Origin of the sequence: Arthrobacter sp. StoSoilB19, assembly GCF_019977275.1 — a bacterium.
In the GTDB taxonomy this organism is placed as follows: domain Bacteria; phylum Actinomycetota; class Actinomycetes; order Actinomycetales; family Micrococcaceae; genus Arthrobacter.
The window spans coordinates 3,336,992-3,357,690 of the sequence record NZ_AP024650.1; the positions used below are offsets into that span (position 1 = coordinate 3,336,992).

At 58.6% G+C, this 20,699-nt stretch carries 15 protein-coding genes and 2 pseudogenes; 10 read left to right on the plus strand and 7 right to left on the minus strand.

Annotated features, from left to right (window positions below):
* Positions 1-2 precede the first annotated feature (2 nt).
* The gene (locus LDO86_RS15420; protein ID WP_224084071.1) at positions 3-1,391 is read left to right on the plus strand and encodes a right-handed parallel beta-helix repeat-containing protein; all 1,389 of its coding nucleotides are present in this window, start codon (positions 3-5) and stop codon (positions 1,389-1,391) included.
* A complete protein-coding gene (locus LDO86_RS15425; protein WP_224084072.1) occupies positions 1,388-2,128 on the plus strand; it encodes a polysaccharide lyase family 7 protein in 741 nt (246 codons plus the stop codon). Before LDO86_RS15420 ends, LDO86_RS15425 begins: the two co-directional genes overlap by 4 nt.
* A 140-nt stretch (positions 2,129-2,268) precedes the next feature.
* On the opposite strand, the pseudogene LDO86_RS15430 reads toward LDO86_RS15425, so the two are convergent.
* Together LDO86_RS15430 and LDO86_RS15435 are read right to left on the minus strand one after the other, a co-directional pair.
* Positions 2,269-3,065, minus strand: a pseudogene (locus tag LDO86_RS15430) (pyridoxal-dependent decarboxylase); the annotation flags it as partial.
* 191 nt (positions 3,066-3,256) lie between these two features.
* Positions 3,257-3,955: a GntR family transcriptional regulator gene (locus tag LDO86_RS15435; protein ID WP_224084074.1), complete on the minus strand. Its 699-nt coding sequence runs from the start codon at positions 3,953-3,955 to the stop codon at positions 3,257-3,259.
* Between the two features lie 228 nt (positions 3,956-4,183).
* Between LDO86_RS15435 and LDO86_RS15440 the strand changes: the two genes are divergently transcribed.
* Genes LDO86_RS15440 through LDO86_RS15455 form a run of 4 tightly spaced genes read left to right on the plus strand, consistent with a single transcriptional unit; the run spans position 4,184 to position 8,025 of the window.
* The gene (locus LDO86_RS15440) at positions 4,184-5,098 is read left to right on the plus strand and encodes an ABC transporter substrate-binding protein (RefSeq protein ID WP_224084075.1); all 915 of its coding nucleotides are present in this window, start codon (positions 4,184-4,186) and stop codon (positions 5,096-5,098) included.
* Between the two features lie 4 nt (positions 5,099-5,102).
* A complete protein-coding gene (locus tag LDO86_RS15445) occupies positions 5,103-6,065 on the plus strand; it encodes an amino acid ABC transporter permease (RefSeq protein WP_224084076.1) in 963 nt (320 codons plus the stop codon).
* Entirely contained in the window at positions 6,062-6,826 is a 765-nt protein-coding gene (locus tag LDO86_RS15450) for an amino acid ABC transporter ATP-binding protein (protein WP_276572210.1), read from the plus strand. The genes LDO86_RS15445 and LDO86_RS15450 overlap by 4 nt, the downstream gene beginning before the upstream one ends.
* Positions 6,827-6,849: 23 nt before the next feature.
* On the plus strand, positions 6,850-8,025 hold the full coding sequence (locus LDO86_RS15455; protein WP_134164020.1) for an alpha-hydroxy acid oxidase: 1,176 nt from the start codon (positions 6,850-6,852) through the stop codon (positions 8,023-8,025).
* A gap of 52 nt (positions 8,026-8,077) precedes the next feature.
* Here the strand turns inward: LDO86_RS15455 and LDO86_RS15460 are convergent.
* Positions 8,078-8,338 (minus strand): annotated as a pseudogene (locus LDO86_RS15460) (glutamate decarboxylase); the annotation flags it as partial.
* A 159-nt stretch (positions 8,339-8,497) separates the two neighbouring features.
* On the opposite strand from LDO86_RS15460, the gene LDO86_RS15465 reads away from it, so the two are divergent.
* Positions 8,498-9,745 (plus strand): hypothetical protein, encoded by a 1,248-nt coding sequence (locus LDO86_RS15465; RefSeq protein WP_224084078.1) that lies wholly within the window; start codon positions 8,498-8,500, stop codon positions 9,743-9,745.
* A gap of 299 nt (positions 9,746-10,044) precedes the next feature.
* Here LDO86_RS15465 and LDO86_RS15470 read toward each other — a convergent pair whose 3' ends face one another.
* The 3 genes from LDO86_RS15470 to LDO86_RS15480 form a co-directional block, all read right to left on the minus strand.
* Positions 10,045-11,283, minus strand: a complete 1,239-nt coding sequence (locus tag LDO86_RS15470; protein ID WP_224084079.1) for a MinD/ParA family protein — start codon at positions 11,281-11,283, stop codon at positions 10,045-10,047.
* 341 nt (positions 11,284-11,624) lie between these two features.
* A complete protein-coding gene (locus LDO86_RS15475; RefSeq protein ID WP_224084080.1) occupies positions 11,625-11,771 on the minus strand; it encodes a hypothetical protein in 147 nt (48 codons plus the stop codon).
* Positions 11,772-12,061: 290 nt separating this feature from the next.
* A complete protein-coding gene (locus LDO86_RS15480; RefSeq protein ID WP_224084081.1) occupies positions 12,062-12,889 on the minus strand; it encodes an MBL fold metallo-hydrolase in 828 nt (275 codons plus the stop codon).
* Positions 12,890-13,639: 750 nt separating this feature from the next.
* Here LDO86_RS15480 and LDO86_RS15485 point away from each other — a divergent pair.
* From LDO86_RS15485 to LDO86_RS15500, 3 genes are all read left to right on the plus strand, one after another.
* Positions 13,640-15,175 (plus strand): polysaccharide biosynthesis tyrosine autokinase, encoded by a 1,536-nt coding sequence (locus LDO86_RS15485; RefSeq protein WP_224084082.1) that lies wholly within the window; start codon positions 13,640-13,642, stop codon positions 15,173-15,175.
* A gap of 716 nt (positions 15,176-15,891) precedes the next feature.
* Positions 15,892-17,088, plus strand: a complete 1,197-nt coding sequence (locus LDO86_RS15495; protein ID WP_346655920.1) for a hypothetical protein — start codon at positions 15,892-15,894, stop codon at positions 17,086-17,088.
* Between the two features lie 995 nt (positions 17,089-18,083).
* The gene (locus LDO86_RS15500; RefSeq protein WP_224084084.1) at positions 18,084-18,995 is read left to right on the plus strand and encodes a glycosyltransferase family 2 protein; all 912 of its coding nucleotides are present in this window, start codon (positions 18,084-18,086) and stop codon (positions 18,993-18,995) included.
* A gap of 190 nt (positions 18,996-19,185) precedes the next feature.
* Here the strand turns inward: LDO86_RS15500 and LDO86_RS15505 are convergent, their stop codons facing one another.
* Positions 19,186-20,322 (minus strand): glycosyltransferase, encoded by a 1,137-nt coding sequence (locus LDO86_RS15505; RefSeq protein WP_224084085.1) that lies wholly within the window; start codon positions 20,320-20,322, stop codon positions 19,186-19,188.
* Positions 20,323-20,699 lie beyond the last annotated feature (377 nt).

A 20,699-nucleotide genomic window follows, 5' to 3' on the forward strand; every position in this document is an offset into this window, starting at 1 on the left:
GAATGATGACATCATTAGCGGCGGATACCATGGCCGGACGATCTACAAATCACGTTCTGCGCGCAGCTATCGGAATGATGATTATCGTTTCCGTGTTGCTAGTAGGAATCGGTTTTTATCTATCCCTGGCAATTGCTATCTATCCCCAAAACGATGAGGGGTTTGAGATTGTTGAGCGCGGTCCCTACATCCATTCATATGATCCGATTGCCCTTGCGGAGCTGGGCTTGCCGCCAAACTCGAGCAACGCAAATGCCTTGCCCGCTAACCCTGAAGTGCGAACAATTTCAACATATTCGGACAAGGTTGTCCTGACCGCCGCTGGCGTCATTACGAGCAGTATCTCACTCACCAACCCCATCACGGACCTCAAACAACTGAAGGACCTAGTCAACAATCCTGCATGGATCGAGGAGGGTAGCGCCGGCGTATATACACTCAAAGCTGCGCTGATCGCCTACTCTCCATCTTCTTTCACTATTGGTTCTCCACAAGTTCGCGAGGTGCAGTTGCTCGATATGCCCAGCATATTCATCGGCGTCCAAGGTGGCACATTTGAATTCAGAGACGTAACTATCCGGGCGGTCAATGCGGGCCAAAGGAGTGATAACCAGTACCAGCCCTTCGTTATGGCTACAGGCGGCGCTAAGATGACGATTAGTAACAGCATATTTTCGAATTTGGGCTGGGATTGGAATGCAAGCTACGGCGTATCTTGGGTACACGGATCGACTGGGAGCGCCACGGGATCGGTTTTTGAAGACAGCTTCATCGGTGTTTATACGAGTCGCGCCGAAAGGTTGAGCTTCATTAGCTGCATCTTCCGCAACAATCGTTTATACGGTCTTGATCCACATACGTATAGCCGAAACCTGACCATCGACAATGTAATCGCTGAACGAAATGGTGCTCACGGGATCATTTTTTCCGATCACGTGACCGACAGTGTGATCAAGAACTCCGCGGCATTCGCAAATGGTGAAAACGGCATCATGATGGACCAGTCATCAACATACAACGTCATTGAGAGTAGCGCGGTTCACAATAACATCGGCGACGGACTTGTCACTGCGGCCTCGAGTGACAACACATTTTTGCGGAATAGCATATACGAGAATCGAGTCGGCATTCGGATTGATAAATCTGATGCCCCGAATACGGTGCTCACGGGTAATTCTCTAACCCGCAACAACAAAGCCTCTGAAAATGCTTATCTTGACGGCAGCAACTCGATTCAAGACAATGGTGGCCAGTGGAACATACAGATCCTCTCTTTTATTTGGTTTGGAGTGGCGATGGTTCTTCTTATATTCGGTGTATTATTTTCTTGGATAAGAATCGCTCACCAGGGGCGGCGTTTATGGTCACCGAAGCTCGTTGAAAACTTATGACCACCCCGATGCTCAGGCCCTTGGCAATTACCATAGCGTTACTTTTGTCTATATCGGCTTGCACGGCTCAACCCAAGCCAGACAAGCCATCGTCAATTCTCGACTTAAGCAACTGGAAGTTGTCGGTACCCGTCGAGGCGAACCACGAGGGGCATCCGTTAGAGGTCCAGCAACCGGCACTAGATAGCTACAGCAGCCAATTCATGTTCACTGGTCCTGGGAAGACGGATGTAGTTTTTCGGACCCCGGCTGCCGGCACGATACAACCGGGCTCGGACTTTCCACGCACAGAACTCCGGGAAATGACCGGACGCGGCCAGGTCGAAGCCAAGTGGTCCACTAGAACCGGAACACATGAGATGGTGGTCGAGCAGGCGGTGACACTTCTTCCGCGTTCTACGCCTGACGTCGTCGTCGGACAAATTCACGATTCGGCCAAGTTCGTGCTCATTATTCGGCTTGACGGGAATCACCTGTACGCGAGGATGCAAGATGGAAAGATGGACACCCTCAACGGGGATTACAGCCTCGGCACCTATTTCACATTGAAAATAGTTGCCGGAGACGGCAGTGTCGCCGTTTACTACAACGACGAACTGAAGGCGATGCACCGTAAGAATTGCTCGTCATGCTATTTCAAAGCAGGCATGTATTTACAGACAAGCTCGGATACCGGAGAGGCGACGGACTCAAGTGGAGAGGTCCGGATTAGGAGCCTTATAGTTTCGCACCGCTAGCTGCAACACCCTTACCGGCTTACCGGTAAGCGTCCACGTTCGCAGCCGCAATCCCGTTAGCGGCCGCCCGCGTTTCCGGCTTCAGCATGTCCAAGGGTCATTGGTCACTGTCGACAACACCTTGGTCGTAAGGGTGTGGAGAGACGGAAGTCCCACACTTCGACTGCAGCAACGGCGCCACCATGGCCCCGGAGGCGCCGTCCACGTGGATGGGGATGTCCAGGCCCGTGGCGGCCTGGATGCGGTCCAGCGCGGCGGAGATCTGCTCCACGGGTTCGTAGGCGCCGGTGTAGGTGACGCCCATGATGGCCGCCACGCCGATGGTGTTCTCATCCACGTAGCGGTCCAGGTCGTGGCCGTCCAGGGTGGGGTGTTCCCTGGACACGGGAACGTAGCGGGCTTCCACCTCCCAGTAGTTGCAGAACTTCTCCCAGCACACCTGCACGGCGGAGCTGAGGACGATGTTCGGCGCGTCCGTGGGCTTGCCCTCGGCGCGGCGGCGGTGCTGCCACCGGCGCTTGAGGGCCAGGCCGGCCAGCATGCAGGCTTCGGAGGAGCCGATGGTGGAGGTGCCGATGGCCGCCGCAGGATCCGGGGCGTTCCACAGGTCCGCGAGCATCCGCCAGCACCGGGTCTCGATCAGCGCGGTCTGCGGGTACTCGTCCTTGTCGATCATGTTCTTGTCGAACGCTTCCGCATAAAGCTGCGAGGCTTCCCGTTCCATCCAGGTCCCCACGAACGTGGCCAGGTTCAGTCGGGAATTGCCGTCCAGCATCACCTCGTCATGGACCACCTGGTAGGCGGTGCCTGGCAGCGACTCCCCGTCGGGGATGGTGAAGCGCGGAAAGAGGGTGGATTCCCCCGGCCGGCTGAACAACGGGTTCAGCTCCACGCTCGTTTCGGGCTCGTGCCGTTCGCTCCGGTGTGACCTCGTCATGTCCAGTTCCTTCGCCCGCCGTCGTCCGCAGGCAGGCGCCTGCGGCCGCACTTCCGCTGTTCCCAGCACTCCGTATTATTCATGCACCCGGGACAAACGGCAGCAGGGGCGGCGGGGTTGGGCGCGGCAGGAGTACGACGGCGGCACGCACCAGGGTGCCGGCCGCACCGTACCAAAGGGCCGGGAGAGACCTACTGCTGGCCGAACTTGTTCAGGCTCAGCGAGCGGGACCTGATCCCCTCGATGTGGTTGTTCATCGCGGCCGTCGCCGCTGCGCAGTCCCCGGCCTTGAAGGCATCAATGATGGCCTGGTGCTCCTGCACCGTGTGGTCACCGCTCATGTCGTTGTGCACCATCAGCCTGAAGCGCTGGATGCTTCCCTCGATGGACCCGTAGGCCCGGAGCAGGAACTCGTTGTCCGTTGCCTCCACGATCCGCCGGTGGAAGTTTTCGTCGGCCTTCCAGTAGGCCCGGTACCCCGCGAAGGTGTCGCCGCCATGGCGTGACGCCTCAAGGTCGCGGTGGAACCCTTCCAGGTCCGCCACCAGCTCCTGTGTTGAGTTGGTGCAGGCGATGCTGGTGCATGCAGGCTCGAGGATCTGACGCGACGTCAGAAGCGCCGCGATGTCGCTGGCGGTGGGCTCCGGCGCAACCTTGTAGCCGCGCAGGGCTTCCCGCCTGACCATGCCGGTGGTTTCCAGGCGTGCCAGGGCTTCCCGCACGGGAGTCGAAGAAACTTTAAAGCGCTTGGCCAATCCGTCAATGCTCAACGGCGATCCGGTGGAGATCTTGTCGTCGAGCAACAGGGACAGGATGGCCTCGAACACCTGGTCGACCAGCATGGGCCTGCCGGGGATCAGGACTTCTTCTTCAGGTGAAGCGGCGTTCATTTCGGAATCCTATGTGAATTTTTCGGTCAGTCGCATGCAGCCGCAACACCACTTCCACGAGCGCGTCGTCACAAACCAAACACGGCGAAAAGGGTGTTTGCAGAAAATCGTGCATGATGTACGGTACATGATACCGGACAGCGAAGTGATCTGTACCACAGCCAAGCTGCCCATCAAGGTTGGAAGCTCTCCTACCACCCCTCCTCCCCCACTTCCGAAGGCGTGTAGATGATTCAGTTTCGATCGATGTTGGTGACCGTCGCCGCAGTTTCCATGGCGAGCGTGCTTCTCTCCGGGTGCTCCAACCCCGAAATGACCAGCTCAGCCCAGTCCGATGCCCCTAAAAGCCCAAGCTCCGCGGAGACCGTCAAAGTCGACGAAGCCGCCGCCGCAGCCCTCCCCAAGGAGGCGCGGGACAGGGGAACCCTGACCGTCACCATGAGCCAGAGCTCACCTCCCCTGCACTTCATGGCCGCCGACGGGACAACCATTCAAGGTATTGACCCGGAAATTGCCATGGCCCTGGGCCAGACGCTGGGCCTGAAGACGGAGGTCAAGAGCGGCCCCTTCGACGGCATCATCCCCGGTATCGCTGCCGGCAAGTTCGACATGGCCATTTCCCAGATGTCCCCCTCGACGGAACGCATGAAAGTGCTTGATTTCGTCGACTACTACCAGTCAGGCAGCGGCATTGGTGTGGCTCCGGGCAACCCCCAGCACCTCACGCTGGACACACTCTGCGGGAAGCGTGTTGGCGTGCTGAAGGGTTCATTCCAGGACCTCAAGCGCCTTCCTGCCCTCTCCCAGGCGTGCACCGCCGCCGGCAGCCCAGCCATCGAGGCCATGACCTACCCCGATATGCAGGCCCCCAATCTCGCACTGACGGCCGGACGCATCGATGCGGTCTACATCGACGGACCCACCCTGGGCTACGCCATCAAGCAGGGCGGCCAGATCGAACTGCTCGGCGAGAAGGACGTCTCCCCCGTCAGCATCGGCTTCAAGAAGGGCGCGGGCCTGGAAAAGGCGGTACAGCTGGGCATGGAGTCCCTTGCAAAGAGCGGCAAGTACAAGGAGATCCTCGACAAGTGGGGCGTGGGCACCGGTGCAATCTCTGACTTCGCCTTCAACAAAGCGCAGTAGCCAGATGGCCAACACAGCCACGGAACCCGACGCCAAGGCACCCGCCGGTGACGCGCTGGACCGCCAGCTTCTACTGGGCCGTCCGCACCAGCGCCACGGAGGGTTGTGGCTGACGGCGGCAATCGTCCTGTTCGCGATCTTCCTGGTCGGCTATTCCCTCGTCACCAATCCGCGCTTCGAGTGGAACGTGGTCTTCGGCTGGTTTACCTCGGAGCGGCTGTTCACAGGCCTCCTGCGGACGCTGGGACTGACGGCCATCTCCATGGCTGTGGGAATCGTCGTCGGCGTCCTGCTGGCCCTGGCCAGGCTCGCCCCGAACGCCATCGTGGCCGGGACCGCCGCGTTCCTGGTCTGGCTCTTCCGCGGGGTGCCGGTCTTCGTCCAGCTCCTGTTCTGGGGTTTTATCGCCGCCATCTACCCACGGATTGCCGTGGGCGTGCCGTTCGGGCCCGAGTTCTTCTCGGTGGATGCCAACGTGCTCATCACCCCCTTCATGGCGGCGATCCTGGGGCTGGGCCTGAATGAAGGAGCCTACATGTCCGAGATCGTCCGGGCAGGGCTCCTGAGCGTCAACCGTGGACAAACGGAAGCGGCCACGGCGCTGGGCATGCGCCGGTTCGCGATACTTTCGCGGATCGTCCTGCCACAGGCAATGAAGATCATCATCCCGCCAACGGGCAACCAGACCATCTCCATGCTGAAGACCACCTCCCTGGTGAGCGTCCTGGCCTTCCCCGAGCTGCTCTATTCAGCGCAGCTGGTTTACAGCGCCAACTTCAAAACCATTCCGCTGCTTATCGCCGCAAGCATGTGGTACCTGCTGGTGACCAGCGTTCTGAGCCTTGGGCAGTTCTTCATTGAACGGCACTTCAACCGGGGCGGAATCATCTCCGGACGCAGCCCCCGCCGGCCCCGCAAGCCCAAGGCGGCGAACGCCCGCACCACACCAGAGGAGGCCCAGCCATGAGTGACGTGATGATCGAAGCACAGGGGGTCACCAAAAGCTTCGGCGACCTCGAAGTCCTCAAAGGCATCGACCTCACTATCCCCAAAGGCAGTGTGACCTGCATTATCGGGCCGTCCGGCTCCGGCAAGTCCACCTTCCTTCGCTGCATCAACCAGCTGGAAACGCTCGACGGCGGGTACATCCTTGTGGACGGACAGCCGGTTGGCGTGAAGATCAGGAAAGGCCGGCTTCACGCGCAGAACAACGCCGAGGCGGCGAGGATGCGCGAGAACATCGGCATGGTCTTCCAGAGCTTCAACCTTTTCCCCCACATGACGGTGCTGGAGAACGTCTGCGAGGCGCCGGTCAGGGTGAAGAGGGAGAACCGGAAGGCAGTGCAGGACCGGGCCCGCGTCCTCCTGGAGCGGGTGGGGCTTTCCGAGAAGGTCCACGCCTACCCGGCGTCCCTGTCCGGCGGCCAGCAGCAGCGCGTGGCCATCGCCAGGGCACTGGCCATGGAGCCACGGCTGATGCTGTTCGATGAACCCACATCGGCCCTGGACCCGGAGCTGGTGGGCGAGGTGCTGGACGTGATGCGGAAGCTCGCTGACGGCGGGATGACCATGATCGTGGTCACCCACGAGATCGGCTTCGCCCGGGAAGTGGGCGACCACCTGATCTTCATGGACGGCGGCGGCATCGTGGAGCAGGGCGACCCCCGGACCGTCCTGCGCGACCCGCGGCACGAACGCACCAAACAATTCTTGGCGAAAGTAATTTAGACCTTCACATTGGAGCAGGACCCTTGAGAAACAAATGGATTGTCAGCATCGATGACTACCGCAAGGCTTCCCGGAAACAGCTTCCGAAAATGATCTCGGACTATTTGGAGGGCGGTGCGCTGGACGAGACCACCATGCGCGCCAACGAGGACCGGTTCGATGCCCTGATGCTTCGCCAACGATCAATGGTGGACCTTCGGGGCCTGAACACATCCACCACCGTGCTGGGCCATTCCCTGGCGCTGCCGCTGATGGTGGCACCGATGGGCATGCTCACCATCTTCCACCCGGGTTCGGATCCTGCCGTTGCCCGGGCCGCGGTAAGGGCGGGGTCGATCTTCATCCACAGTGCGTGGGCCGGCTGCTCGCTGGAGGAGGTGGCCAAGGTGGCCCCGAACAACCTGTGGGCGCAAATCGCCTTCTGGAAGGATCCGGAGGAAACCGCCAGCTACATCAACCGGGCCCGGGCCGTGGGGGTGGAGACCCTGGTGGTGGCGGGCGACGTCGGGTCCTCCAGCAAGCGGGAACGGGACCTGCACCATGGACTGTCCATGCCGCCGCGCCCGCCGGTGGCGGACTACTTCAATGCCGCCACCCGCCCGGCCTGGCTGTGGCGCTGGCTCACCGGCCGGAAAATGACCTACGGGAACTACCAGATTAACGGCCGCCCGCTGCGCATGGACGAGATGAACAACTGGATGGCGACCAACAAGAACCCGGGCGCCACCTGGGAGGACTTTGCCAGGCTCCGGTCCGAGTGGAAGGGGAACCTGGTGATCAAGGGCATCATGGACGCCGAGGACGCGGCCCGCGCCGTGGACGAGGGCGCGGACGGCATTTTTGTCTCCAACCACGGCGGCCGGCAGTTCGACTCCCAGCCTGCCACCATCGATGTCCTCCCCTCCATCGCTGACGCCGTGGGCGGCCGGGCGGAGATCTATCTCGACGGCGGTATCCGGCGCGGCCACGACATCGTCAAGGCAGTGGCGCTGGGCGCCAAGGCGGCACTGGCCGGGCGCCCGTTTGCCTACGCCCTCGCCACGGGCGGGGAGCCGGCGGTGGACCGGGTGTTCGGAATCCTCCAGGACGAGCTCAAGGGCGCGATGGGGTTCGTGGGCAAGTCATCCGTTGCGGACCTGGACAGCAGCATCTTTGCAGGGCGCAGCACGTCAGCCGTACCCGAGAGCCTGCTTGTGTAGAAGCATGAATCTGTCTTCAGTTACTGCCCGCTTCCCCGACGGGAGGCGGGCAGTTCTTGTCGAAGGCTGCCGCGTACAACTGCGAGGCTTCCGGTTCCATCCAGGCCCCCTCGAACGTGGCCAGGTTCAGGCGCGAGTTGCGGCCCAGCATCACCTCGTCGCGGACCACCTGGTAGGCGGTACCCGGCAACGATTCCCCGTCCGGGATGGTGAAGCGCGGAAAGAGGGTGGACTCCCCCGGCCGGCTGAACAACGGGTTCAGCTCCACATTCGTTTCGGGCTCGTGCCGTTCGCTCCGGTGTGACCTCGCCACGTCCAGTTCCTTCGCCCGCCGTCGTCCCCAGGCAGACGCCTGCGGCCGCACTTCCGCTGTTCCGGATTACATCGCATTTATACCGGGCCGGTACCCTTGGCACTTATGGGGAACAAAACCGCGCCGCACGTACGCGAACAACTTTTCAAGCTGCCCATCATGGCCATTGTCTTCCTTCTCCCGTTGCGGGCGCTCTCTATCCCCGGCGCCGGTGGCGCCACGCCAGGACTCGTTTTATCCCTCGCCTTGTTCCTGGTTGTCTGGAGCAGCGCAAGGACCTACCGGATCGGGTGGCCTGTACTCCTGACAGTCGCATCCTTGGTGTCCGCTCCATTCCTCATGGAGTTCTCGCGGGCCGATCACCGTATCGAGTCGGGCGCCGCGCTGGGGTACGTGGTTATCCTCCTAGGGGCACTGATGACGTACTTGACACTCTTGTGGTCAAAGAACGAGCTCGGCCTCCGCGCAACGGCCCTCCTATACAGTGTCGGCTGGATTGTGCAGCAGGCTGCCACGCCGAGTAGTTGGAGCACCAATGCGTGGAAGTACTCATTTTCGTGGCCCGTAACGATTTTCCTTGCCGCATTGATCTACAACAACCGGTCGCGCATACTGTCGGTGCTGTTCGTCGGTCTGATGGCTGGCCTGTCAATTTTTAACGACTTCCGAAGCAACTTCGGTCTCCTAGTGCTGACTGCCGTCCTTGTCGTCTGGCTCTGGAAGCGCAACGCCCCCGATAGCAGCATCAAGACTGGCGCCATTCTCCTGGGACTAGGCGGTGTCTTGTGGGGTGTCTATCAAGCAGCCATATGGTTGGCCCTGGAAGGATACTTGGGGCTTCGAAACCAACTGGTAACCGCGCAACAGCTCGCGAGTGGTGAATCCCTGATTGCATCAGGCCGAGTTGAATCCTCGGCAGCGTTCGACCTATTCGCGCAACGACCTTGGGGGTATGGGCCTGGCGTAACTCCCAACACTGAAGACGTACTCGTCGCCAAGACTGCATTGCAGGGAACCGGGGCGAACCTTGACGGGCAGTACATCAACACATACGTGGTCGGAGATCAAATAAAACTGCACTCAGTAGCGAGCGATCTTTGGGTCAGCTTCGGGATCGCCGGGCTAGTACTCGCAGCGTACTTCGCATGGTCGATCCTTATCCGCCTGGTTGGATCTGAGGAACAGGTGACGGTCTTGTACATCTTCGCGTCCCTGGTTGCCCTCTGGGATCTGGCATTCTCGCCGATCACCTCGAACATACACGAGGTAGTTTTTGCGGCGGCTCTGGCTACTCCTCTCCTGTCGGAAATGCAGAAAAGCAGGACGCGCCAGAAGGAAAAAAAGATGACCCGCCATGAGAGTGAACTGATGGCAATCACAGCGGCCAGAAGTGACCAGCGCGCCTAACGCTTGTGTGGGGCTCGTCCGAGCGGCCCAGATGGTCCACAGGACGGCCATCACCAGCACGATCGTACGGGCGACGCTCATCTTCTTGCCAGCCGATAACACAAGCCCACTGACTGTAAACATCGCGAGGCTCTCAAGCTTTCAGTGCCGATTCGGCTTGACGTCATCCAGAACCCAGTCGCGCAAAATTACCCCCAAAAGAAGTGATTTTGCCCCGATTTCTACCCGGGCCAATATGACCCGTTAAGTTCCCGTTCACGTTGACAGAGCATAAAGAGATGTGACATAAACGCCTGCCGTTACCGGTACCCATCCACAATTGCGGCGGCAATTTCCTTGTAGGCCCGCCGTGTCTCCGGCTTCAGCACATCGAGGGTCACAAGGTCGCCGTCGGCCACGCCGCGGTCGTGCGGCACAGCGATGAGTTCGCGGCAGATCCCTGCCAGGTGCTCCTCAATCGCGTCCTTGTCCACCCGGGAGGACACTTCGTCCTTGTCCGTGATCACCACAATGGCGTTCCGGGCCAGGTCCTCGTAGCCGTGGCTCGCCAGCCAGTGCAGGGTGCTGCGGGCCCGCTTGGCACCGGACACCGCATAGCCGGCGGCGATCACCAGGTTGTCGGCTGACTGCAGGATGCCGCTCATCGCGTTGTGGGTTACGCCGGTCCCGCAGTCGGTCAGCGCCACCGAGTAGTAGCCGGAGATGAGCTTGCGGATCCGCAGGTACTCCTCGGCCGTCAGGGAGTCCGAGACCTCCGGGTCCTGCTCCCCTGCGATCAAGTGCAGCCGGCCGGCGTGGTGCATGTACCGGGCAAGCGCCGTCAGCGAGTCAATGGATTCAATGTTCTCCAGCAGGTCCGTAATGGTCCGCGGGCTGGCCTGCTGGTAGATGCCCTCGCCCAGCGCGCGCTCCACCAGGTCCCCGGAGTCCGGGTTGGCGTCGATGGCGCAGGGGGCGTCACCGCGGTATTCGGCCAAGGTCAGGCCCACGCCCACGGTGGTGGAGGTCTTGCCGATGCCGCCCTTGAGGCTGAGGATGGCGGTGTTGTAGCTGCCCTGGAGCTGCCGGGAAATCCGGCGCCCCAACTCGTCCTCCTGCCGTTGCTTGGGGCCGGGACCCAGGTTCCAGGCGCCTCCGGTCAGGTTGTACAGCGCCCCGCGGATGCCACCCCTCGGGCGGGGCTTCTGCTCCTTGACGAACAGTCCCGGCGAGCTGATGAAGTCCGGCATGGCGCTTTCGGCGATGGCATCGGCCACGGTGGGCCGGCTGCGGCGGAAAGCGGGAGCGTCCGACGGCGGCGCGGCAGCTTTGCGGGCAGCGTCACCTGAAACATCGACCGGCGGCGCGGAGGGAACAGACGCGATTGGATCCGCGGCGGGCTGCCTCGCGGGTGGCGCAGGAGGGGCCGCCGCAGGCGATGGTGCCCGCGACGGCTTGGTGGCATCGGCTGCGGCAGCCGCTGCCGCCCAGGACGTGCGGCGAGAAGCTGGCGTCCCGGCGTCGTTGGAACTGGAAGGGGAAGGGTTTACTGCTGGCATGGTTCCTGTCCAGGCATCGTCCACTGAGCCGTCGGCACGACGAAGGTCGCGGCGTCGGCGCAGTTGCGGCTGCCCTGCATCCTCTGCTGGGGCGCCTGCATTCTGATCCGCCGGTTCTGGCATGTCTGTCCCCCCGGACGATCGGCAAACTGTTATGCAGCACTAGTTCGAACAGTAAGTCTAGGCGCTGGGACCGGGTTACCCAGCCAGGCTGTTTAGTTAGTGGTGCGTGAGGGCGGCCGCTACCACCGCGACGGTGAGGACCAGGAGGACGGCAAGAATGGTGTAGCCCACCCACTTGGGACGCCCTTTGTGGGGGTTGATGTCGACGTACGGCATGGTCAGCGTTGATTACCTCTGGGTGCGGGCCGGACGGGGATCCGGAGTGCGCGGCGCTTGAGCCGCAGCATCTGGTACAGGACAGCGAAGGGAACCAGCAGGGTGCCCAGCAAAGCGGTCAGTGCCAGGGCGTAGTCCGAAAAAGCCACAGAAGCCTCCATTGGTCAAGTGATCCCCATCGCCTCGAACCTAATCACGTGGCATATGGATTCACAAGTCACGGCGAAGAGCGGGACTTAAGCCTCTAGACCAATGTTCTTGGACCACAAGCAGCGCAAACAGCCTTCACAAAAACCACGAGGACAGCCAGCTAAACAAAGGAAAGTAGCCTTATCTTTTACTTTCATCATTCCCCCGGCCGCGCGCCCGCGATCATGGGTTAGTCGCGTGGAAATGCGCGCGGGTCCAACCTCAAGATTTGCTCAAGAAAGACGTATTGTTACGAGGCTTCCTGGGGCTTGAGCCGGGTCTCCTGCAGCCGCTTGATGAACCACCGGGACTGCTCCGGGCCGTATGGCAGAACGGGAATGGCCTTAGTGGCGTCGTTGGGGGTGTCGCGGATGGATTGGCGGGCCTGGCGGACAGCTGTTGTCATCGTGTTGGCCATGGTTTTGACGAACTGGTCGCCGCACGGCTTTCCGTGGCCCGGGATCAGGAACTCGTAACGATGGCGCAGCGCGGAGATGTGCCTCAGCACGTCGGCCCACTCCTCGGGATAGGAGTCCTCGAATGAAGGATGCGCGCCCTGTTCCACAAGGTCGCCCACGTAGAGAGTGGTGGGCGTGCCCACCAAGAGATCACCATCGGTGTGGCCGCGGCCAAGGTAGAAGAGGGTTGCTGTCAGGCCCCCGAGGTACACCAGGACAGGCTGGTCCTTGACAATCGCATTAGGGACCACGAGTTCAACCTTGTCCCCCTCACCGGAGGACATCTCCGGTTCCAGCGTCCCGACGTGCCGGCGCTGCAGGTCACCCCGCCGTTCAATCTCGGTGGCGCAGTTCTGGTGGGCCCAAAATTCCGTGGCGCCAGCTTCAGCGAAAACCGCATTGCCGAAGAAGTGGTCGTAGTGGGCGTGCGTGTTGACGACCACGAGCGGCAGGTCCGTTTTTTCACGGACCGCATCCAGGATCTCGCGCCCCTGGCGGGGACCGCACCCGGTGTCGATGACCATGGCGCGCTCGGCGCCGACGATCAGGCCCGTATTTAGCAAGGATCCTTCAGTGACCAGTACATAGTTGTCCGTCCCGACTTCGAGCCATTCCGCCATTGTTTCTCCGTACCTCCGGCAACACATCGTGCGTCTTGTAATGGTGAAAGATTCTACCCGGGGCAACCTCGACGAATCCGGGACGCGCGGCTGTGCCAGTTCCAGGGTAGTCCCCGAATCATCGACAGCGCGCGAAGAGACGTCCCCTACCCTCATGGTTGTTACAGCCGATGAGGAGATACCCACCCCACCAAGGGACGAGGGTCCAAGGCTGAATGTGCAGACCAAGAGAGATACCTCCGGCTTCAAGCCAAGCCGGAGGTATCTCAAGATGCAACGCCACCGAGCGAGGGCCATCTTGACATGAATCTACGACTGCTCCCGCAAAACGTATAGTTCAACTCATGGGGATCAAACAACACAAGATGCACTGTCTGCTGTGCGCAAAGATAACAAACCATGTCACGACGTTTACAAAAAGTGACTCCGGAACTTTGATTGCCCTCACTCGATGCTGGGAGCATTCCAGGAGCGAGACCCGCCCCTTATTTGTTCAACTGGACACCACGCCTCACTCCGATTGAGTCGCAGTAGTCTTACCCGCCGCGAGGGGCCTCCTCCAGGCTTGAGACGCAGAGATCTTGCGAAGTGAGACCCGGAGGCCTGCAAACACAACGAGGAGCTCGCGGTCATATCCGTGACCGGTACAACCCAAGCCGACAGGTAGGATTAGCCCGACCGCAGAATATGGATGTTCCAGTTGGGTGCCAGCAGGCCCCCACCGCTGGAGACCAACAGGGGGACACTGGATTGAACATAGGCGAATACTTGCGGGTCGCGCGTCGGAATTGGGTTCTCGTTTTGGCGTGCGCGCTCATCGGGCTTCTATGTGCGGGAATAATTTCAGTCACCGCCAAGCCGACGTATACGGCTGAAACTCAACTATTCGTGGCTATTCAAAGTTCGGGCTCTGTGCAGGAGCTGCAACAGGGTAATACCTTTAGTCAAGCTAGGGTCCAGTCGTACGTGGGAACTGTGACGACGCCTGTTGTGCTGCAACCGGCTATCGATGCCCTGGGCCTCTCAGTTTCGCCAGAAGATCTGGCCAAAAGAGTAAAGGCAACAAGCGACCTCAATACCGTTCTCATAAGCATCTCGGTAACAGACGAGTCCGCGGTTCAAGCTGCTGCGACGGCCGAGGCCATAGCCAATAGCCTTGTTCGTGCCGTCGATACCTTGGAAAAACCGAAAAACGGCGGATCTTCCCCTGTCAGCCTCTCGGTTATCAGCCCTGCAAAGGCCCCACTAGTTCCTTCTGGACCGAATACACGACTGAACTTAGCTCTCGGGCTTCTTGCCGGTTTGATAGCCGGCGTGTTGTCGGCCCTGATTCGGACGGGACTTGACACTCGATTGCGTGGAGAAGCTGATCTGAGACGGCTGACATCCTCACCTCTCCTGGGGGGCATTTCCTTCGATCAGGAAGCCTCCCGACGACCTCTCCTGACACAGACGGGGCATCAGAGCCCACGCGCGGAGGCCTTCCGCCAACTCAGAACCAACCTGCAATTCGCAAACGTGACTGACAGGGCGAAGACGATCCTGGTCACCTCCTCGCTCCCTGGCGAGGGGAAAAGTACAACGGCAACTAACCTCGCTATAGCACTGGCCCAGGCAGGACAAACTGTCTGCCTTGTTGATGCCGACCTCCGAAGGCCGATGATCAGCGAGTACTTAGGTCTCGAAAGAGAGGCTGGCCTTACGACGGCACTGGTCGGAACAGTCGACCTAAACGAACTCCTGCAGCCATGGGGAGACGATAACCTCTACGTCCTGACGTCGGGCCAGATACCTCCCAATCCCAGCGAACTACTTGGATCCGAAGACATGGGTCTTCTCATATCACGGCTTGAAGGCACGTTTGACGTTGTTATTATCGACGCTCCCCCTCTCTTGCCGGTGACCGACGCAGCAGTGCTTTCGCAGCATGTAGGCGGCGTCGTAGTGGTAGTGGGCGTTCAGAAGATCAGATACCCCGATCTGGAAAAGTCCCTTAGCGCCCTGTCTTTGGTCGGCGCTAATCTTCTGGGCGTGGTCTTGAATCGTCTACCGGCTAAAGGGCCCGACGCCTACGCCTATAGCTACTACAGCTCTGAAGAGCCGACAGCGAAAGCCAAACGTCGGAAGCGCGCTAGTAGGAATGCCTCACCAGCGCACGGCCCGGGCACCGAAAGTGTATTCGACAGAACTATTTCGGGGTCAGACTTCCAGCCAGCGAAGGTCTTTAGCAACAGTCGCTTTAGTCCTGTCTCCAGTGATGACACGACAAGCAGAGGCGAGGGCTAGCCCGTTGCACAAGATCGTGAGAATTGCGCTGAGACGTTATTCAGCTTTCGAGATGCTCGTATTACGTGTCGCAGCCTTTTTGCCCATCCACGGATTGCGAGTTGCAGCGCTAAGAATCTTTGGCGCAGACATTCACCCTGAGGCCGTCATATATCACGGGTTTCAAGTTAGAGCGGCACGAAAGCTGAGCATCGGACCCCGTACCTCTATAGGCGACGGAGCTATTCTCGATGCCCGCGGCGGCCTGTCCATGGGAGCCGACGTTAACCTATCTACCCAGGTGATGATATGGACTGCCCAACACGACTGGAGAGCGGCGGACTTCGGATATGTTGACGCTCCGGTGAGTGTTGGAGATCGGGTATGGATTGGACCGCGCGCCATAATTCTGCCTGGGTCTGTCATCGGAGAGGGAGCTGTTGTTGCGGCGGGGGCGGTCGTCCGTGGCCAAATAGCGCCATACTCCTTAGTAGGAGGAGTTCCCGCTGAATTCATTTCGGAGAGACCGAAGAAGCTTGAATATCACTTACCCAGCCCGAAAGGCAAAACGTGGTGGTGGTGAGCCAGGTCCACTACTCTTTGGCAAACTATGAGAGAGGTTCAGCGAAGTGGCTTCCATTGGTCGCACGCTGAGCGTATCAGCGTCCGCTAGGGTCCTCACCCTACCGATAACGGCTGTCGCCACAGTAATCACCACTTACCTTATCGTCGAAAACTTGGGCCTTGAGTCCTACGCATACATAGTTCTTGTTGGAACCCTCTTCCAGTTGATTCCTTTTGCCGACTTGGGGATGGGAGCCGCCGTCGTCAATGCTGTTGCAAAGCGACTTGATAGTCGCGAACTATCAGCAAATGCCCTAGCGACGGCAGCGCTGGCATTTCGCACCCTGACGGCATCGGCGCTAGTGATACTTTTGGCGGCCATAACCATAAGCCTTTTTGGGGCATGGCCATCCTTACTTGGACTTACGCCGGCATTCGCTGCGTCATCACTCTGGGCAATACCTGTGGTTCTGCTTCCGTTTGCACTGTCTATTCCCCTAGGCATTGGACAAAGAATACTCATTGGCGATGGACGCAATCACATAGCAAGCCTTATTGGTGTCGTCGGTCCCGTAGTCGCAACGGCAGCGACTTTTGTTCTACTGCAGCTAGGGACAGCACCGCTGCTCCTGGCCATCGCGACCCCTCTCGGTATCTTTGCGGTCTCGTTGACTTGTTTCGCTGTCGCACTGAAACGGTGTAGTTGGCGTCTCGCTGACATCCTCCTCGTTCGCAGGATACGGCGACGACCGAAACTATGGAGTTCGGCTGCTCCCATGATGGTAATAAGTATTACCGTGCCGCTTGCAATGCAAAGTGATCGCTTGGTTCTGTCCCACTTTTCGACCGCGTTTGAATTATCGGAGTACTCGATAGCGGCACAAATGTATGTCCCATGCTTTTCCATCATCTCGATGGCTGCGGTGGCCTTGTGGCCGATTTTCTCCCGGTCAGGCGCAGCTTCCAAACCACTTTGGATCAGGGCCATGGCTTCCTTGAGCGGTGGCGGTGCAGTCCTTGCTTTAGCCTTTGTACTTCTCGTTGATCCCATTGCCCGTCTTATTACCAAGGACAAGTTGGCCGTCGGAGTGGACCTCGCTATTGGAATGGGTTCACTCCTGGTTGTCATGGCAACTCATCAGGCATCTGCCGTTCTGCTCACATCTCCCGCCAACCTGACTTTTCAGGCGATCTGTTCAACAATCATGCTCATATTGAATCTTTTCCTCTCCGTTCTTTTGAGTCCATACATGGGAGCCAGTGGAGTTGTCTGGGCTTCCGTTTTTGCAGTAGCAATCGCGCAACTGGTTCCCTGCATTATAAAGGCCCGGCTATTTATGCAGAATGATCGACAATTAGTTCCCGCTTAGGAATAGTAAAATGCACAAGATCTTCATATACGATCCAAACTGGATCAATCCCTATGGCGTCGAACTGGCAGCGATTATCTCCTCCACGGGCCGCGCAGTAGAACTTTGGTGCACAGCAAACCGCACTGAGGTGATAGAGGGAGTTTCTATACGTGCAGAGCTACAGGCGGGCCCACGAACTTCAGCTAGAAGTACGACCCGTCTGATCTTCAACAGGCTCTATGCGCCTTTACGTGTAATTTTGGCCGCGCCTCTACGGAAGCCACTGATAGTTGTCTGGACTCGTGACCCATGGGACGGTTTCTTATTTGGGGCGCGGGCGGCTATCGGGGGAAAGACCGTTTTCATCTATCACAATCCGGCCCAAGTCCGACCAAGACGTGGGCTCGCAGGGGGTCTGGAGCGCCTTCTCGTCAGCCTTTCCACGCTATGCGTTGTTCATAGTCCTCGGCTTGCCGCCGCGTGCAAGGAACAGAGTAGAACCGCTGAAGTGCGCGTGGCGTCGCATCCGCCTTACCAAGTGACAACGTCGAAGCATCGTATCGAAGGTGCTCTCGATCCGGACCTCCCCACTGCGGCCTTTGTAGGCGCTTTACGGCCTGACAAGGGCGCGGGCGACTTCATTGCAATCGCTGAAGGCGTATCACGGCCTTGGCGACTCCGCGTTCTGGGCCCAGATAGACTCCCCCAGGCAATTGAGAAGTCACTCACTGATAGTCACGTTGTGTGCGAGTACATCGGATCTGAGAACGGTCCAACTGATGCTGAACTAGTTTCTGGATTACAAGAATGCAATTTGATGATTGCCCCGTATCGGTCTGTAACAGAAAGCGGCTCAGTTCATTTGGCTCTCAGTCTTGATTTACCCGTCCTAGCGTATGAATCTCCCGGTGTTAGTCACATACTCAATTCACGCAGTATGGCCGCGGGGTCCACACAGCTAGGGAGAAAGCTAAATAGTTTTTTCGAAAGCGCTTGGGAAACATTTACTCCGCATGCAGCAAAACTTCATAAGGCCTGTTCTGACGATTGGGAGCGGTTACTCAATGAAATTGACCAATGACAGTAGAACTTTCCTTTCAATTATCATCGTCACCTATAATGCCGGGAAGTTCCTCCCGCGCACCCTTTCATCGCTCGAAGAGCAGGTGCGGAACTCTCAAGAAAGAGTAGAAGTCATCGCGGTAGACGGGAACTCTTCTGACGACACTGTTCAGCTGCTGAGATCCTCTCCTGCTATCACAAGGGTGGTCTCTGAACCTGATAATGGAATCTATGACGCGATGAATAAGGGCGCCCTGCTCGCAACCGGTGAGTGGCTTCACTTCCTCAATGCCGGCGACTCTTTCGCATCGCCCACCGCACTTGACCGCATCCTCCAAGGCCTTTTGGTGGCAGACAGCAACGGGACACCTTGGCTGGTTGCTGGTGCTCGCAATTTAGGTGGCCGGGAGAATGGTTCCGCACGCCGCATTCCGAGCCTTCCACACAAGTGGTGGCGGCACGCATATGGGATTCAGCCGCACTGCCATCAAGCGACCTGGTTCAGACGATCCACCCTTATCGACTCCGGCTTGCACTCGCTTGACTTTGGAACGGCAGGTGACTTTGACGTCGTCCTTCGGTTTGGCCTGCTGTCCCGGCCAGAAGTCATTGACACCGTACTGATTGATTATCTTGGTGGTGGCATATCGCAGGTACCACCTCGTCTTACTGCTTCCCTTCAAAGTCAAGTTAGAAGCGACCGGTTCAATTTGAGTAGCCGTCTAGGAGCAATCGACAACGTATTCGGTCAGGGTATCGCTTTGATAAACGCAGCACGCATAACAGCTGGGCGGATGAAAGGAAAGTATCTCACCAGCACCCCTGAAGGTGATTCCCTCGCTCCTGGGCCATCCGTACATTGATCAGAGTAACGTTTGGCTACCAGCTCAGGATGTGTTTGTACCGGCCCGGAACAGGCGTCTGACTCCTTGAATTGGAGCAGAGGGAAAAGGTATCTTCAATTCGAAGCCGGGTTCATAACGGCAAGTAGGACAATGTCCAGTGAATACGGAACATGACGGAGGAGCCATTGGCACTTCCGTCACACCAAACTCACTCTGCTTGTCGGACTTCCTTGTATATCGTGGACAGGCGCATTTGAATGCTCGATTGCTTGAACCTGGCGCTTACAAACCTTCGCGCCAAGTCTTCCTCTTCACTCTGGCGCCACTCGCTCGACAGAATTTTGTGGACTGCCATGGCGACTTCCTCCGGTCGCTGGTCCTGAACAACTATCCCCAAGCAGTTATCTTCGATTTCTGAGGCCAGAGCGGCTGAACGCGTAACAACTACTGGAACTCCCTTTACTAAGGCAGATACCAAAACATTTCCCCAGGGCTCGTTCTCGGAGGTCAGGACAAAAACCGCGGCGTTGGCTAGTATCTTGTCAATTTTTTGGGCGGGAACCGAGCCAGCATATGTGACGTTTGGTATGGTCCGCATCCCCAGCTCAGCCACCGGCCCGTCCCCCTGATCTGGCCCTATTATCTCGTACAGCTCATCCCAACCATTGGCATAGGCGATTCTGCCGGCTTCAACAAAGTCACAAACTCGCTTTCGCGACTCCAAGCGTGCAATAAATACGGCATTTCTGCTGCCAAGAGCGCGCTCTTCATTGCTTTCGTAAGGTAAAGGATTGCCACAGACTTTAATCAAAGGAGGAGTTGTGTTTCCGGCCCATGCTTGGAGTTGATCTTTCTCCACGTCGGTGAGGGCAATAACTGTATCTGCTCTTTTGAATACAGGACGCGCAAAAACATCGACCAATCTATGGAGGCGACTCGTGCGTGAGGTCAGCATCCCGTGCGGTTGGATAACCAGCGGCTTCCGCAGGGCAATTGTGAAGAGAGCCGAGGTGAGCGGGATGAGCTCACGCGCGAAGCTAATGTGAACCACATCGGCTTTTCGCACTTGGCGAAAAGTCTCGACCAGAATGGCAAGGGATATGCAGGTTGTGAAGCCGCTTGCCTTTATTATTCGTCGGACAGGCTTGGCAATCATCTGATAGAGGGGTGATGTTTGCGGGGGCGCGTCACCGGGAAGATGGCCGGCAAGGAGCGTTACTTCCATGTCATCTTGACCTGCGATTAGGCGCGACTGGCTGGATGCCGTGTCGTAAGGGCCACCGTACTTACCCGTTGAACTTGCTAGGGTGACAATTCGAAGGACCTTCAAAATTTCCACTTTCATTTAGAACCCTTTTCGGCCAACCCAAGGCAAGGCCAAAACGCTACAGGTGGGACTCAAGTGAAGCGGGGACGTGACTGGACGCCTCCGCCGCTAACGCTATTGCTGTCAACCTGCCCTTGCACGACGCTCATAGGACGAATTACCGCCGAACGGCCTACTCTTGCTCCGCCCAACACCAAGCACCGGGATGTTACCCATGCCCCATCCTCGATGTAGATGGGCGACGTCACCAAGCCCATGTCCGTCTTGTGGCGATGGCTCCCCGTAGTAAGCATTGTTTCCTGGGATATCACCACATTTGAACCGACGAAGACTTGGTCCTGGTTGTGGAACCATACGCCCTCTCCGATCCAGGAGTTGTCGCCGATATGAAGTTT